This window comes from Candidatus Clostridium eludens, from assembly GCF_045310515.1.
In the GTDB taxonomy this organism is placed as follows: Bacteria; Bacillota; Clostridia; order Clostridiales; family Clostridiaceae; genus Clostridium_B; species Clostridium_B eludens.
Map to the genome: position 1 here is coordinate 1 of NZ_JBJHZX010000067.1, position 14,763 is coordinate 14,763.

Annotated in this window: 15 protein-coding genes and 1 pseudogene; all 16 read right to left on the reverse strand. The window is 30.3% G+C overall.

Annotation, left to right across the window (positions count from 1 at the left end; genetic code table 11):
- Positions 1–105: 105 nt before the first annotated feature.
- Positions 106–561 carry a transcriptional regulator NrdR gene (nrdR, locus tag ACJDU8_RS23705; RefSeq protein WP_406794649.1) on the reverse strand — a complete coding sequence of 152 codons (456 nt, stop codon included), beginning with the start codon at positions 559–561 and terminating at the stop codon, positions 106–108.
- Between the two features lie 87 nt (positions 562–648).
- Positions 649–918 carry a YlmC/YmxH family sporulation protein gene (locus ACJDU8_RS23710; protein WP_406794650.1) on the reverse strand — a complete coding sequence of 90 codons (270 nt, stop codon included), beginning with the start codon at positions 916–918 and terminating at the stop codon, positions 649–651.
- Between the two features lie 82 nt (positions 919–1,000).
- Entirely contained in the window at positions 1,001–1,774 is a 774-nt protein-coding gene (gene sigG, locus ACJDU8_RS23715; RefSeq protein ID WP_406794651.1) for an RNA polymerase sporulation sigma factor SigG, read from the reverse strand.
- Between the two features lie 73 nt (positions 1,775–1,847).
- On the reverse strand, positions 1,848–2,555 hold the full coding sequence (gene sigE / locus ACJDU8_RS23720; protein WP_406794652.1) for an RNA polymerase sporulation sigma factor SigE: 708 nt from the start codon (positions 2,553–2,555) through the stop codon (positions 1,848–1,850).
- Positions 2,556–2,583: 28 nt separating this feature from the next.
- Entirely contained in the window at positions 2,584–3,399 is an 816-nt protein-coding gene (gene spoIIGA, locus ACJDU8_RS23725) for a sigma-E processing peptidase SpoIIGA (protein WP_406794653.1), read from the reverse strand.
- A gap of 215 nt (positions 3,400–3,614) precedes the next feature.
- Positions 3,615–4,733 (reverse strand): cell division protein FtsZ, encoded by a 1,119-nt coding sequence (gene ftsZ, locus ACJDU8_RS23730; RefSeq protein ID WP_406794654.1) that lies wholly within the window; start codon positions 4,731–4,733, stop codon positions 3,615–3,617.
- 19 nt (positions 4,734–4,752) lie between these two features.
- Positions 4,753–6,024, reverse strand: a complete 1,272-nt coding sequence (gene ftsA, locus ACJDU8_RS23735) for a cell division protein FtsA (RefSeq protein WP_406794655.1) — start codon at positions 6,022–6,024, stop codon at positions 4,753–4,755.
- A 680-nt stretch (positions 6,025–6,704) separates the two neighbouring features.
- Positions 6,705–7,979: a glycosyltransferase family 2 protein gene (locus ACJDU8_RS23740; protein ID WP_406794656.1), complete on the reverse strand. Its 1,275-nt coding sequence runs from the start codon at positions 7,977–7,979 to the stop codon at positions 6,705–6,707.
- 164 nt (positions 7,980–8,143) lie between these two features.
- A complete protein-coding gene (locus tag ACJDU8_RS23745; RefSeq protein WP_406794657.1) occupies positions 8,144–9,199 on the reverse strand; it encodes a type IV pilus twitching motility protein PilT in 1,056 nt (351 codons plus the stop codon).
- A gap of 369 nt (positions 9,200–9,568) precedes the next feature.
- Positions 9,569–9,859 (reverse strand): annotated as a pseudogene (locus ACJDU8_RS23750) (sigma-70 family RNA polymerase sigma factor); the annotation flags it as partial.
- Positions 9,860–10,236: 377 nt separating this feature from the next.
- A complete protein-coding gene (locus ACJDU8_RS23755) occupies positions 10,237–10,368 on the reverse strand; it encodes a hypothetical protein (protein ID WP_406794658.1) in 132 nt (43 codons plus the stop codon).
- A gap of 199 nt (positions 10,369–10,567) precedes the next feature.
- On the reverse strand, positions 10,568–12,964 hold the full coding sequence (locus ACJDU8_RS23760) for a type IV secretory system conjugative DNA transfer family protein (protein ID WP_406794659.1): 2,397 nt from the start codon (positions 12,962–12,964) through the stop codon (positions 10,568–10,570).
- A gap of 57 nt (positions 12,965–13,021) precedes the next feature.
- Complete coding sequence (locus tag ACJDU8_RS23765; RefSeq protein WP_406794660.1) at positions 13,022–13,345, reverse strand: hypothetical protein; 324 nt, start codon at positions 13,343–13,345, stop codon at positions 13,022–13,024.
- A gap of 11 nt (positions 13,346–13,356) precedes the next feature.
- On the reverse strand, positions 13,357–13,722 hold the full coding sequence (locus tag ACJDU8_RS23770) for a hypothetical protein (protein ID WP_406794662.1): 366 nt from the start codon (positions 13,720–13,722) through the stop codon (positions 13,357–13,359).
- 299 nt (positions 13,723–14,021) lie between these two features.
- Positions 14,022–14,240, reverse strand: a complete 219-nt coding sequence (locus ACJDU8_RS23775; RefSeq protein WP_406794663.1) for a hypothetical protein — start codon at positions 14,238–14,240, stop codon at positions 14,022–14,024.
- 130 nt (positions 14,241–14,370) lie between these two features.
- Entirely contained in the window at positions 14,371–14,565 is a 195-nt protein-coding gene (locus tag ACJDU8_RS23780) for a helix-turn-helix transcriptional regulator (protein ID WP_406794664.1), read from the reverse strand.
- Positions 14,566–14,763: the final 198 nt, after the last annotated feature.

Sequence of the window (14,763 nt, forward strand, 5' to 3'; positions counted from 1 at the left end):
TTCTTTTTCCTACTCATAGCTATAAGCTTTCCGGAACCACAGGTAAAACCTGTGGTATTCTAAAATAAAATAAAAAAATAAGTGGAAAATATTCTACTACACCACTTATTTATTAGAAATCAGATTTTTTATTTCTTCCATAAAAGTATTTATATCTTTGAATTGTCTATAAACAGATGCAAATCTTACATAGGATACTTCATCTACTTCTTTTAAGCTTTCCATAATTATTTCTCCTATATCAGAAGAACTTACTTCTGTAAGCATTTTATTGCTTATTTTCTTTTCCACTTCATCTGCTATTTGTTCAATTTGTTTTCTTGAAACAGGTCTCTTTTGGCAAGCTTTCATAAGTCCATTTAATATTTTTGTCCTGTCAAAATACTCTCTACTCATATTTTTCTTTATCACCAGTAAAGGAACATTTTCAATCTTTTCATAGGTTGTATACCTTTTATTACAACTTAAACACTCTCTTCTCCTTCTTATGGCCATGTTATCGTCTGTAGATCTGGAATCCACCACCTTACTTTCTCCATATCCACAATAAGGGCATTTCAATTTTATCCACGTCCTTTTATAATATAGTATATAAATAATTATACACCTTTTTTCTGAAAATTCTACTACTTATTCCTTTACATGACATTACTTTTCACTTACTATATTTTCTCCATCTATTAGGATAACATCTACCCCTATCTTTTTTACATTCTCCCAGGACACTTCCAAGTCCTCATTTTTTCCAAAGAAAGACATTTTAGCTGTTGGAGAAGGTAAAATAATAGATATTATCCTATGTTCATCACAATTTATTTTTAAATCCTTTATAAACCCTAATTTTATTCCTGTATTTACATCTATAACTTCCATGTCTCTCAAATTAGCTAAAGAAAACAAGTCTTTTTCTAATTCCATATATGTAACTCCCCTCCATCTTTTTATTAAACAGTCTGAATAACCAATTAATGAAAACTACCTAACTATTTATTGAAACTTTTTATACATACTTTCTCATATGCCTCAATGCAGTTTTTTCTAGCCTAGAAACTTGAGCTTGAGATATACCTATCTCATGTGCCACTTCCATTTGAGTCCTACCATCAAAAAATCTTAAGTTAAGTATCAACTTCTCTCTATCATTTAATTTTTTCATGGCTTCTTTTATGGCTATATTTTCAAGCCAATTTTCATCAACATTTTTAGTATCACTTATTTGATCCATTACATAAATGGCATCCCCACCATCATGGTATATAGGTTCAAACAAAGATACAGGATCCTGGATTGCATCTAGTGCAAATACCACTTCTTCTCTAGGTAATTCTAACTCTTTAGCTATTTGTGATATAGTCGGTTCTTTATTATTTTCTCTTATTAATTTATCTCTAACTTGGAGTGCTCTATATGCAATATCTCTCAGCGAACGACTTACTCTTATTGAATTATTATCCCTTAAGTATCTTCTTATTTCTCCTATAATCATAGGTACTGCATAAGTTGAGAATTTAACATTTTGACTTAAATCAAAGTTGTCAATGGCTTTTATAAGCCCTATACATCCTACCTGAAATAGATCATCTACATTTTCTCCCCTGTTATTAAATCTCTGTATTACACTTAACACCAATCTCAAATTGCCTTTTATAAATTTTTCTCTGGCGTCATTATCTCCCTGCTGCATTTTTATTAAAAGTTCTTTCATTTCTTTTTCTTTTAGAACTGGCAATTTTGATGTATTTACGCCACAAATTTCAACCTTATTAATTATCATGTAATCAGCCCCTTTAGAATATATAGCATTTTAAGTATTTACTAAGACGCTGAATTTTATACTAAAGACAAACTTATAACATTTTATTTATTTCTTTTCTCAATCTTCTTATTATTCTTTTTTCAAGTCTAGAAATATATGATTGGGATATACCAAGCAAGTCTGCAACTTCTTTTTGAGTTTTTTCTTTCTTACCATTTAGGCCAAATCTTAAATTAACTATTTCTTTTTCTCTATCACTTAATTTTTTCATTGCAATCATTAAAAGTTGTTTATCTACTTCATCTTCTATAAAACTATATACCACATCGTTATCCGTTCCTAAAATATCCGAAAGCAATAACTCATTTCCATCCCAGTCTACATTTAAGGGCTCATAAAAAGAAATCTCTGCCTTTACTTTACTGTTCCTTCTTAAATACATCAATATTTCATTTTCTATGCATCTAGAAGCATATGTAGCCAATTTTATCTTTTTTTCAGGATTAAAGGTATTCACTGCTTTTATAAGTCCTATGGTGCCTACGGATACTAAATCTTCTACATTTACCCCTGTATTTTCAAATTTTCTGGCTATATAGACTACTAACCTCAAATTTCTTTCTATAAGGGTTGACCTTACTTTTTCATTTCCTGAAACTAATTTAGATACTAAATCTTCTTCCTCTTTTTTACTAAGCGGTGGAGGAAGTACATCATTTCCCCCTATATAATATATATTTTTTATTGCAAATTTAAATTTTGTTAGTATTCTGTTTAATAATATTTTTAACCTAAGCATAATTATCCCCCACTATCAATTGTTTTTATTACATTACCCCTCTAGATAAAAGAGCGTGATAATCGCCAACCTGACTTAATTTATCCTGACAAAGAGCAATTATAACTTCTCTGTATTTTACCTCTTTGCCAAAATTTATCTTTATTACATCTGGCTTAAATCCTAAAAGTTTCCCACTAGAACCATTTATAACTCTATAGGGTATATGAAACTTACTAAACTCTTCTAAATTCACATTTCCAAATACAGATTTTTCAACTATTACCACAGGCAAATTAGTAGCAGGTTCTCTTAACTCATTTCCCGTGTCTAAAAAAGCTTTTACTTTTTTCTCTTTATTTTTAAATATGATATCTACATCATAAACTAAAGTGAATAGGTCTTTTCTATCTTTAATATAAATTACCAACCTATCAACAGTTATATAAAATATCATAAGTGAAACAAAAAGCCATTGGTATGGAAAATTAGTTATCATAGCTCCATCTAAATATGAATATCTATTATATTGAATAAACATACATATGCCTGCTAAAAGCATGGAGTATAACATGAATACACATAAAATTTTAAGATTAGTTGCAAGTCCCTTATTACCAAAAGAAATGTAAGTTAATGCAATTGCCATTATGAGTTTAAAATAAAAGGTAGAAAACATAATTAAACAGGGATAAATTAATGTAATAGTGTAAATGCTCCCTATAAGTGCCGCCAAAAACATAAGCTTCAAGTTCACTATTAATTTGAGAGTCCTACCAGTGATGTATAACAGAAAAAAATTTACTATTAAATTTATTAAAATTACTAAATCTAAAAATACAACCAAGTATATACTCACCTCCACCCATAATTTATTAATATTTATCTCTATTATATACCTATCAACTTCAAAATTTTGTCATTTTTGAATCATTTATAATATTTTTATTTTCTATAATATGCCAAAAAGTTTGTTTTTATTCTAAGTATAATTTTTCTATTTAACTATTTTTCACTTTACTTTTCATGGCAAATAAAAAAATCCACATACAGCATTAAATTGCCATACATGGACTTAATTTATTTTTTCTGCCTTCTTAGAAAAGCAGGTATTTCTAAATTATTTTCATCAAACTTTTCATACTCAATTGAAGCGGCAGCTTCGTTTTTACTATTATTTATATCATGCATCTTAGGTTTTTTTATGTCTTTTTTCGAAGTTAAATCTTCTTTGATTTCATCCTTTTCCGATTCAAAACCTGTGGCTATAACAGTAATTCTTAATTCATCTTTTATATTCTCATCTATAACTGCTCCAAATATTATATTTGCGTCAGGATCTGCCGCTTCCTGAACTATCTCTGCAGCTTCATTTATTTCTAATAATCCAAGATCCTGTCCACCAGTTATATTCAGTAGGACTCCAGTAGCTCCTACTATAGAAGTTTCCAGCAGCGGGCTAGATATAGCCTGTTTTGCAGCATCCTGTGCCCTATTATCTCCGTTCCCTTTACCTACACCCATATGTGCAAGACCTTTGTCTATCATAATTGTTCTTACATCTGCAAAATCTAAATTTACAAGACCAGGTATAGTTATTAAATCCGATATACCCTGTACACCTTGTCTTAGCACATCATCCGCATATCTGAAAGATTCCATTAAAGTTGTCTTTTTATCAACTACAGAAAGAAGTCTTTCATTAGGAATTGTAACTAAGGTATCTACTTTTTCTTTCAGATTTTTTATACCCATTTCTGCATGCAGCAGCCTTTTTCTGCCTTCAAAAGGAAAAGGTTTCGTAACTACTCCTACTGTAAGTATTCCCATGGATTTAGCAATCTCTGCAATTATAGGTGCTGCCCCTGTTCCAGTTCCGCCTCCCATTCCAGCTGTAATAAATACCATATCTGCCCCTTTTATAGCCTGTGTTATTTCATCCTTATTTTCCTCGGCAGCTTTTTGCCCTATTTCAGGATTTGCACCTGCTCCAAGTCCTTTGGTGAGTTTATCACCTATTTGTATTTTTTGTGATGCCTGAGAAAGCATTAATGCCTGCTTGTCTGTATTTATAGCTATAAATTCTACGTTTTTTAATCCCTCTTTTATCATCCTATTTACTGCGTTATTTCCACCTCCGCCGCATCCTATTACTTTTATCTGTGCAAATTGCTGAACATCTACATCAAAATCTAACACAATACCTAAACCTCCCTTATTAAAAAAAGTCCGTAAAAAATTCTTTTATCTTTGATACAAACCCAATATTCTTATTTCCATCATTTTTCTTTCCTGATCCCACGGTTATTTCTTCATAATCAATCATATCTTCCTCTTTACTTGTCCAAGTGTCTATATCTTTATATTTTATTGAATTAGAAACATCTTTTACTATTCCAACTGCTGTAACATATAGTGGACTTGATGCCCCTATATATTTTGTAGTTCCAATTCTCACAAGTTTTTCTAACATGTTTTTACTAAAATCTTCTATGCCCTTTATTGTAGCTATACCTCCTCCCACCAAAACTATGCCAGAAAGTTTATCATAGTATTCAGACATTTTTATTTCCTTATCTATTATGAAAAATAACTCCTCAATTCTAGCTTCTATAATCTGGGCTAAAATATCATAATCAACTTTAACCTTATTATTATAGTCAGCATTAACTTCTATTTTTAAACTTTTTTTCCCAGGATCTGCTCCAACACTTCCATATTTTACTTTAAGCTTTTCTGCCTCTGAAAAAGGAAGCTTTAGACATACTGCAATATCATTGGTTATGATACTTCCACCTAAATCTATAGTACTTATACTTCTTAAATTTCCTCCCTCATATATATAAATATTTATAGATTCTGAACCAGCATCTACAAGAGCCACTCCCCTTTGAATTTCTTCCTCTTTTAACACTGCCTGAGATATAGCTATAGGTTGAAATACTATTCCCAGTACCTTTATTCCTGTCTTATTTACACTTTTAAAGATATTATTTATTATAGTTGAACGGGCTAATATTATCTGTGCATCCACTTCTAACCTAAGTCCACTCATACCAATAGGGTCCTTTATTTTATCATAACCGTCAATTATGTATTGCTCAGGTACTACTCCTATTACTTCTTTATCGTTTGGAATAGTAATAATTTTAGCTGCTTTTAAAACCCTTTTGACATCATTTTGTCTTATTTCACGATCTTCTGATGATACAGCAACTACACCTTTATTCCAAACAAGTTCACTTATCCCTCCGGGCAAAGATATATATGCCTCAGTTATCTTAGTATCTACCATCCTCTCTAGTGAACTCACACATTTTTTTATGGATTCAGAAGTGTTATCTATATCCACAACTATTCCTTTTTTAACACCATTACAACTTGAAGAAGTTATTCCTAATATTTGTACCTTTCCGTACTTGTCCACTTTTCCAGCTGCAGCGCAAATATTGGACGAACCTATATCTATTCCGATTATATATCCACTCATAAAGTATGTCCCCCCTTTTTCATAAACAGACTTTTAGATTCAAGTAGAGTTTTTTTACCACTTATCATCAATTTATATATTAACATTAATAGTTAATTTAAATACGGGGATGATTTAACTTCCATATGAAGTGATTCTTAGCCCCAGGGGTTTTGCTCGTAAAGAATACTTACTCTCCCTCTGAACCTTATAAAAACTTATCTCAGAAGTTACTGCCGCGAATTTAATTTACTATATTCCTAACAAAAGTAAAAATTATAACTCATAGATCATATATTTAATCAACCAGAGTGTTAAAATTATCAGTTATAGAATAAAGGAAACCGTCAAAAATATATATTCAACAAAAAACCTAAATTTCCTCTTATATTTTATCACATTTTAATAAAATCTCAAATACAGTTAAATAATATAAATTGGAATTAAATTCATATTTATGAAAAATAAGGTGTATTTTCTCATTGATGCTCCATATCATTTACAATTTATTAATTTCATTCAATTTAATTTCATAGCAATTTCATATAAAGTATTAAGTTTATTCATAATAATATTATTTTATTGGAACATACTTACAATAAAATAATTAACTATCTTATGCCATATTCCAAATTAGCTCCAATATGTTAAGGGAAAAAACCTGAAGTTTTTTCCCTTAAATTAGAATTATATTTATAATTTTAATTGGCTTTCTCTAAATCCTTTATTTTTATGCTTCGACTATGGGTAGTATGGATCCACTCCTTATTATTTTTATTCATAATACCTTGTAATGAAATAGGGAACCAAGTAATTGCATAAATAGGATAAACTATGTAATAACAAAATATTTTTAAATCTAACTTTTTTTCTAACACCAACATAAAAGGAGTATATATAAATTGCAGTATGGAAAGTAATATAGCTGAAATCGTAAGCAAATTGAAATCCACAGAATATACAACTGTATTAAAATTAGATATTAAATTATATGTTCTCATAAGATACTGAATCCCGCCACTTACAGCAGATATACCTATAAGCACAGTTATTATAGGTTGAATACTATATAAAGCACAATCAAACAATACAAAATCAAAATTTTTTATGGATTTTTTTATAAGTTTAAAAAAATATCTACTTGATACATCTGCAAATCCCTGCATCCATCTCCTTCTCTGTTTCCATGATTGAAAAAGTGTAAGTGGTTTTTCATCGTATATTATGGCATTATGAGCCCACCCTATCTTATACCCATGTAATATCAATTTACAGGTAAATTCTAAATCTTCTGTAAGACATGTAGCACCCCATCCCAATTCTTTTAAAATATCTGTATTTATACAAAAACCAGTTCCACCTAACTGGGTTGACAACCCTAAATTACTTCTAGCTAACTGAAACATTCTATTACAAGTCCAAAATGCTATAGAATAGCTTCCTGTTATCCATGTATCATAAGGATTTTTACTATCTAAATAACCTTGAACAACTTTGTATCCTCTGCAAAGTTCTTTATTCATTTCTTTTAAAAAATTTTTATGAACGAGATTGTCTGCATCAAATATGGCAATCGCATCATATTTTTTTCCCATATTAAAAATCTTATCGAACATCCATTCCAGTGCATATCCCTTACCTCTTTTACTGCTGTTAACTCTTTCGTATACAATAGCACCTTTTTTTCTAGCCTTTGCTGCCGTCTTGTCTGTACAATTATCCGCAATAACAAAAACATCATATAATTCTTTAGGGTAATCAAGTCTATTTAAGCTTTCCAAAATATCATTAATTACAATCTCTTCATTATGAGCGGCTACAATTAATGCAAAACTATTTTTAGGTTCTACCTCTCCACCATCTTTTCTTCTCCATATACCAAAAAATGATATACACAAGTAGTATATTGATATGATATAAACTGCATAAGTTAAAACACGAGAGGTATCATAAATTATTTCCTTAAAAATGCTCAATTTAATCCCCCCTAATTCAAAGTTATTTTAGCATAAATAAAAATTAATTACTATAGCAATCATGATAATCATGTAAATTATTTTATATATTATTGGACAATTACGTATAAAATAATGATTTATGTAAAAAAGTAGAACTCTTTAGTTCTACTTTTTATGCAAAATTACAGGGAAATCATTCTAGTAAGTATATTACTATCAACAGAATGTGCAAGAGCAGCTTCATAGGATATATATCCTTTTCTATAAAGTTCTGCCAGAGACATGTCCATTGTTTTCATTCCATATTTTATACCAGTTTGCATAGAAGATTCTATTTGATGGGTTTTACCCTCTCTTATCATGTTTTTAATAGCTTCCGTAGCAATCATAATTTCAATTGCAGCTACTCTACCTTCTCCATCTGATTTAGCTAAAAGCTGCTGGGATACTATTCCTTTAACTACTGCTGCCAGTTGTATCTTTATTTGCTGCTGCTGGTAAGGCGGAAATACATCTATAATTCTATCTATAGTTTGAGCTGCCCCTACAGTATGTAAAGTTGAAAGTACCAGGTGTCCGGTTTCAGCAGCAGTAAGTGCAATAGATATTGTTTCTAAATCCCTCATTTCTCCAACCAGGATTACATCCGGATCCTCTCTCAATGCTGCCTTTAAAGCATTAGCATAACTTAAAGAATCTTTGCCTATTTCCCTTTGACTTATCAATGATTTATTATGCTTGTGTAAATACTCTATAGGATCTTCAAGAGTTATTATATGGGCAGCCCTGTTGGAATTTATTTCATTTATCATAGCTGCCAGGGTTGTACTCTTTCCACATCCTGTAGGACCTGTTACCAAGTTCAGGCCCCTTTTATGAGTTAGCAATTCCCTTATTACTGACGGAAAATTAAGTTCATTTAAAGTAGGTATTTTCAATCCTACAACTCTCACTGCAATGGTACTACTCCCTCTTTGTTTAAATACATTTACTCTAAATCTTCCAAGTCCTGCTACAGAAAAGGATATGTCAACCTCTCCAACTTTCATATATTTTTCATAATCTTCTCCCAGTATTTCTCTGCTAAATTTATCCGTGTCTGATGGCTGCAATTTTTCCTTTCCTAATCTTTTAAGCTTTCCATTCACCCTTATAACAGGCGTTGACCCTACCGTTAGATGTAAATCTGATGCGGTTTCTTCTATAGTTTTTTCCAATAAATTTTTTAGTGATACCACTTCAAGTTCCCCTTTCCAAACATTTGCCATTTACGTTATTATCATATAAAAACAAATCTTATAAAATTCACTTGATAAAATACTATTTTTATATTACATCTTCACTTAAAATATGTTTACTAGTTATTAGGTAAAACATCCCTTATCTATATTCGTTATTTATAACTAAATTTTTATATATTTTTTAAATTTAATGAAAATTATTTCATATTGGAGAAAAATCAAGTAAAAATATTGTTAATAATTATAAATTCCACGTATATGTCCTATTATCCTTCTTGCAATCCTTAAATAAATATATAAATATGATAACATATACAATGGAATTTATTAAAAATATTAGATTTACTTTCATCACTGCTCCCAATACTATTTTGTACCATAATTTAATTCTTTGTATAATTTTCTCAAAGCTTTCTTTTCAATTCTGGATACGTAAGATCTGGATATTCCAAGAATTTTAGCTATTTCTCTTTGAGTCTTTGGCTTCCCTTCTAAAAGTCCATACCTCATTTCTACTACACTTTTTTCTCTTTGAGATAAACAGGTATTTATTTTAGAATATAGTTTTTTCACCTGTATTTTTTGTTCTACAATTTCAATTATAGAATCTTCGTCACTACTTAGCACATCCATGAGAGATATCTCATTGCCTTGTCTATGTTGGACATGCCTATATAAAACAAAACTTAATATGTACAATTTTATGCATATTAATTGTAGAAATTTCTCACTAAATATAATTATATATAATAATGTAGGAATTTTTTAATAAACATAATTATATACAAACTTCTCATTAAACATAATCATAATTATATATGATAATATGGAAGTTTTTCAATAAGTATAATTTAATTTTATTCTAAGAGGAAAATGTTACTAACTATTCTAATTTAAATTAGTTCTAAATATCTACTATAGATTAATATAATATATGGTAGAGTAGTACACTCTTGAAGTTGACAAATATATTATAAAAAATAACGAGGTGCTTATTTAAAAGCGTCTCGTTATTTTTTATATGTCAGAACATCCTATAATTCCTTTATTTTATGTAATAAATTCTTATTCATTGAAACCACATTTTGAACTAAGCTTTCTCCTGTGTCTACTATCTGGTATACTGTAATATCTTCACTGTCGTCATTTAAGAAAATTGTCAACATCATATTTCCATCTTATAGTCATGCACTATCCTCACCTTAAAATATAATACACAATAAATTTTAACACAAAAATTATAAAAACATAGTTGTTTTACTCAATAATGTACACTCGCACCTACATATAAATATTGGCAGTTATAAATGATAAACAAAGCCTGCATACTTGTCTAAAGCTGCAGGCTTCTATTACTCTTACTTTCTAAAATAATGCGTTAGGAAGATGTGTTATAAACTTCTGATACCCTTCCTTGGTCCTTATCAGATTTAAACTGTGGTATTGTTTTAGATGTAGGAGATCATCAAGTTCGAAAGGTTTCATTTCATCTGACAGTTCATCGAACACCTTTTTATCACATCCCTGCAGAAGCATGTAACTTGCACCGGACCCTTTGACCTCATTCTTTAACTCTGGAGTTAACTGCCCAAGATGGTGGGCTGATATTATAATTTTTGTACCAAATTTACGTAACTGAGATAATATATCTTTTATAACACCCATGGCAGTTGGAGCTTGATATATTTCATCGTAAATAACATTACATCTGCCGGGCTTTTCATGCAGTGCACCTCTTAACTTAGCAGCAAGCATTATCTTACTTGTAAAGAAAGTAGTGAGCACATTTTTTACCATAGTATTGTTAAATTTACTTTCCGGCATTTTTATAAGTATTGTCTTTCCCTCTTCCATAGCTTTCACAAAATCAATGTTATCTTGTGCACTCATATTAAACATATATTTGCAGTATATATTTTCTTTCAGTAGATTAATTCTATCCAGAATACCATCTATCTCATTGCGTTTAGTTCCAACTATCTCCCTCCGGATAACCTCTTTGGTTTTTCTATCAGTTTCAACTTCTATTTTATCTATATCCTGGAGAGCTTCAACCATATCCTCAAAGTACTTAATGCCATCTTCACTTAAATTGCTTTTTACATAATCAATAAGCTCATGTCTATAGCTATGCTTTTCAAGACATCTTATAACATCACCAACTCCAGTACCATTATGGAGATAAACTATATTGGCAGCTGCATTTAATACCCTTCTCATATTACCGGTAAGGGGAAGACCATCTTTATTCATGGCATTAATTAAAGCCAGTGTCTGCTCTGCTTTCATATTGGCAGTTTCAAATCTGTTGAATTCATCGTTCCCCTCATATTTCACTTCATTAAATGCAAAAGCCTGAAAATTTTCCTTTTGGGTTAAGTCTAATTCTATAACATCTTTTATATTTACTGCACTTTTAATAGCTTTACTAAGTTCGCAGTTTTTAACATAATCTATAACTATATTAGATTCATGAACCTTATTTGCACACCTGCATAAGTTGGCTATAAAATTTGTTTTTCCTGCTCCCTGTGGAGCCAATAGCATAAGTGCTAAATTACCTGGATTATAGTCAGTTGGTAAAAAAGCTTTGAACTTTTTGCTGTTGTATGTTGCTGCTCCAAGTTCTATATTACCCTTTTGTAATTCTTCAGGTATATGGTTTTCCAAAACATCAACTTTGGTATTAATCCTGTATCTTTTAAGAAGTTCCCTTCCTGGTACCTGAATTAAATTATTACACTCTGCAGTACTCATTCTATTTATATAAATCTTTTTAAATTTATAGTCATCAACCTTTATATTACTTTTACTGCTTAAAGCTTTATACTTCAATGAATTATCCCCAGTTAATGAGTGGTAGCTTTCTAAAACTGCAATTGCATTATTATGTTCTCTATTCTTACTCTGACTTTTGCTGCACACAACCATCTGGGTACCTATAACTGTGCTGCTTTCTTTTTTATAGGTGAGCTTACTTAAATTATCTGTTCTATCTATTGAACTTACAGCTAATTCCTGAGTGTGTTTCTTGGTATTTTTAAATGGAGGCTTATCATCTAAAAAGTCATTAAATATATCAAGTACAAAATCAATAACTTTAACAGAGGCTATTAAAAGGTATTTTATTAAAAATGAAAGGGTTAACTTTTCCTTGTCTATAGGAAGTCCTTCTCTTAATTTTTTCATAGTCTGTGCATACATGCCCTTCCATCTAGTTTGTGACATAGGTAAAAAATTATATAGAATATTAATTTCATCGCCAGGTTCCATTATGTCTTTCACATTAAAAATATTAGATAAAGGTTCATTGGTTTTTTTATTGTATTTCAAGCTTAGCGCATCCTCTTTAGAGTAATATAATTCATATTTACTTCCAGTTGCTTCTGGTATGCTGTCAATTTTATTTATTCTAGCCCTTTTCCATACCTCTATACATTTTTCTATAAATATTTTTTCATATGCCTCAGTTACCACAAGATAAAAACAGCAGTCTTTTTCAGTTATGTTTATTATAAATGAAGCCTTCTCCGGAAGCTGATAAGCAATCTTAAGTTTTGATTTTTGAATATCTTTTTGCAATCTCTGATAGGGCGGTCTATACATACTTGCCATTGTTAGAGCTATGAGCTCCGTATCATAGTTTCTGTTAGAAACCGATGGAGTTATTTGAAGGGTAACGTACTTAGGTTTCACCAGCTGAAAGTATTCACTGAGCTTCATTGTTTTAGGCTTTGAAAATTTAGAAATGAAATCTATCATAAACACACGCCTCCTTAAAATATTGGAGGTTTACCATTTTATAATCATAAGTTATTATTACAATGCCACATTAATTGCTCTTACAACACCATAAAATAACATGCTGCCTACAGCAATTTTTTTACCTTTATTCCATCCTATTATCCATGCCATAATGGAAATCAAGCATAATAACAAGCATATTTCAAAACTATGAGCAACTAATCCACACCACAGCGTCCACGCCAGCTGTTCTGGATGAAAAAGATAATACATAACTTTTGACATAACCTTAAAAAAATCCCCTGTAGTCTCATAAAAATCTTTTATAGATTTTATAGTCTCCTGGCTTTCAGATGATGCCAGTATTAAAAACTGATTTACAGTCATAGTTTTTACCATCTTATCACCTTCTAAAATAGATTTGTAACAAATTTAAAAGCTGTTGGAAGACCGTAGTCAGCTGCAGTTATCAATAGGCCATATCCTACTTCTTTCCATGTTCCCTCACCTTTAGTAGCCATTTTAGCTAGTACCCTATAGCTATACAGGAGGGCCAAACCTGCTACTATCTTTTGTATAATGCCTATGAGCTTCCAGTAACCAGGTTCAAATCCAGCTCCATTAGCTGCCATAACTTTTTCTGAATAAAGTATCAATGCCAATATAGCTGACGCAACTTTAAAATACTTGCTATTTATGTTGTGTCCACTGATTCTTTCATGTTCTAAATATTCCGGTATAGAATATACTTCCTTCCTTTTTAATAGATTTATCATTTAAAATACCTCCACTTAATTAATAGCTAAACAAAAACTGTAAACAATCTGTAAAAACAGATGTATTCTACTAAATTTGACAATAAAACAGGAAACTTTTCTAAAGTAAAAGCATACACTACTGGTGTGTAGGCTTTGTAGGTGGCTACGCAGTAACGCCTATGAAGCTGGAGCATTAGTAGTGACCTTGGGTAAGTCTGCCCTTTAGAGAGCAGGCTTATTTTTTTATTTAAAAATAACCTCCCATACCTTTATTAAATTTTTCATTAATGAACCTCCCTTAAGATTAAACTTTAATATTAATATTTGAAATTCTTTTTAATTCCTCTAAATAAGCCCTCTAGTTCCTCCCCTAGCTCCTTATTTTCTTTTAGATTAAATTCAGGCTGATTCTTTCTGTAACTACAAATTAAAAATGTAACAAATATAGAAAAGTTATTCCCGAATAATTCTTCAGAAACCTTTAACCCATATTTAATTACATCCGGATGAAATGACACTGCCTTTACTACCGCCATTGTACCTCCTTAAGATTAAACTTTAACTTTAATTGCTTATGTTATACACTATGCTTAATATCTTAAAATGTTTCCTAAAAAATTGGCATTTTTCTTAAAATATTAAAATTAGTAATAAAAAATATGATACCTATTCCAGATACCATATATCATGTATTGTTTTATTGAGTTTTTGAGCAATTTCCAGCGCTTTTGCCAAAGTTGGCCTACTAAAATTCTTTTCATAACTATAATAAGATTTAATATTAACAGCTATTAAATTCGCAAATTCCTCAGGTTCCATCATATATTCTCTCATTCTAATCTCTTTAAGCCTATTTTTCACGCCCACATAAACCACCCTCTTAACTTTAGCTTATGTATTTATTTCTATATAAGTTTTAATATTCCTCCTAATATTTTACAAAAAATAAAAATAAAGCTTAGAGCCGCCTTATCAATTGATGCTACTAAAAATCCTATTAAAAGCTAAATTAAATTAATTCCCAAAAATATCATATTAACATAATATAAATATTGAAGT

Coding starts and splice junctions, on each gene's coding strand:
- ACJDU8_RS23710 (WP_406794650.1), bottom strand. CDS start 918: ATGGAATTAGAAAAAGACTTGTTTTCTTTAGCTAATTTGAGAGACATG.
- sigG (WP_406794651.1), bottom strand. CDS start 1,774: ATGATAATTAATAAGGTTGAAATTTGTGGCGTAAATACATCAAAATTG.
- sigE (WP_406794652.1), bottom strand. CDS start 2,555: ATGCTTAGGTTAAAAATATTATTAAACAGAATACTAACAAAATTTAAA.
- ftsA (WP_406794655.1), bottom strand. CDS start 6,024: ATGAGTGGATATATAATCGGAATAGATATAGGTTCGTCCAATATTTGC.
- ACJDU8_RS23755 (WP_406794658.1), bottom strand. CDS start 10,368: ATGTTGACAATTTTCTTAAATGACGACAGTGAAGATATTACAGTATAC.
- ACJDU8_RS23760 (WP_406794659.1), bottom strand. CDS start 12,964: ATGATAGATTTCATTTCTAAATTTTCAAAGCCTAAAACAATGAAGCTC.
- ACJDU8_RS23765 (WP_406794660.1), bottom strand. CDS start 13,345: ATGGTAAAAACTATGACTGTAAATCAGTTTTTAATACTGGCATCATCT.
- ACJDU8_RS23770 (WP_406794662.1), bottom strand. CDS start 13,722: ATGATAAATCTATTAAAAAGGAAGGAAGTATATTCTATACCGGAATAT.
- ACJDU8_RS23775 (WP_406794663.1), bottom strand. CDS start 14,240: ATGGCGGTAGTAAAGGCAGTGTCATTTCATCCGGATGTAATTAAATAT.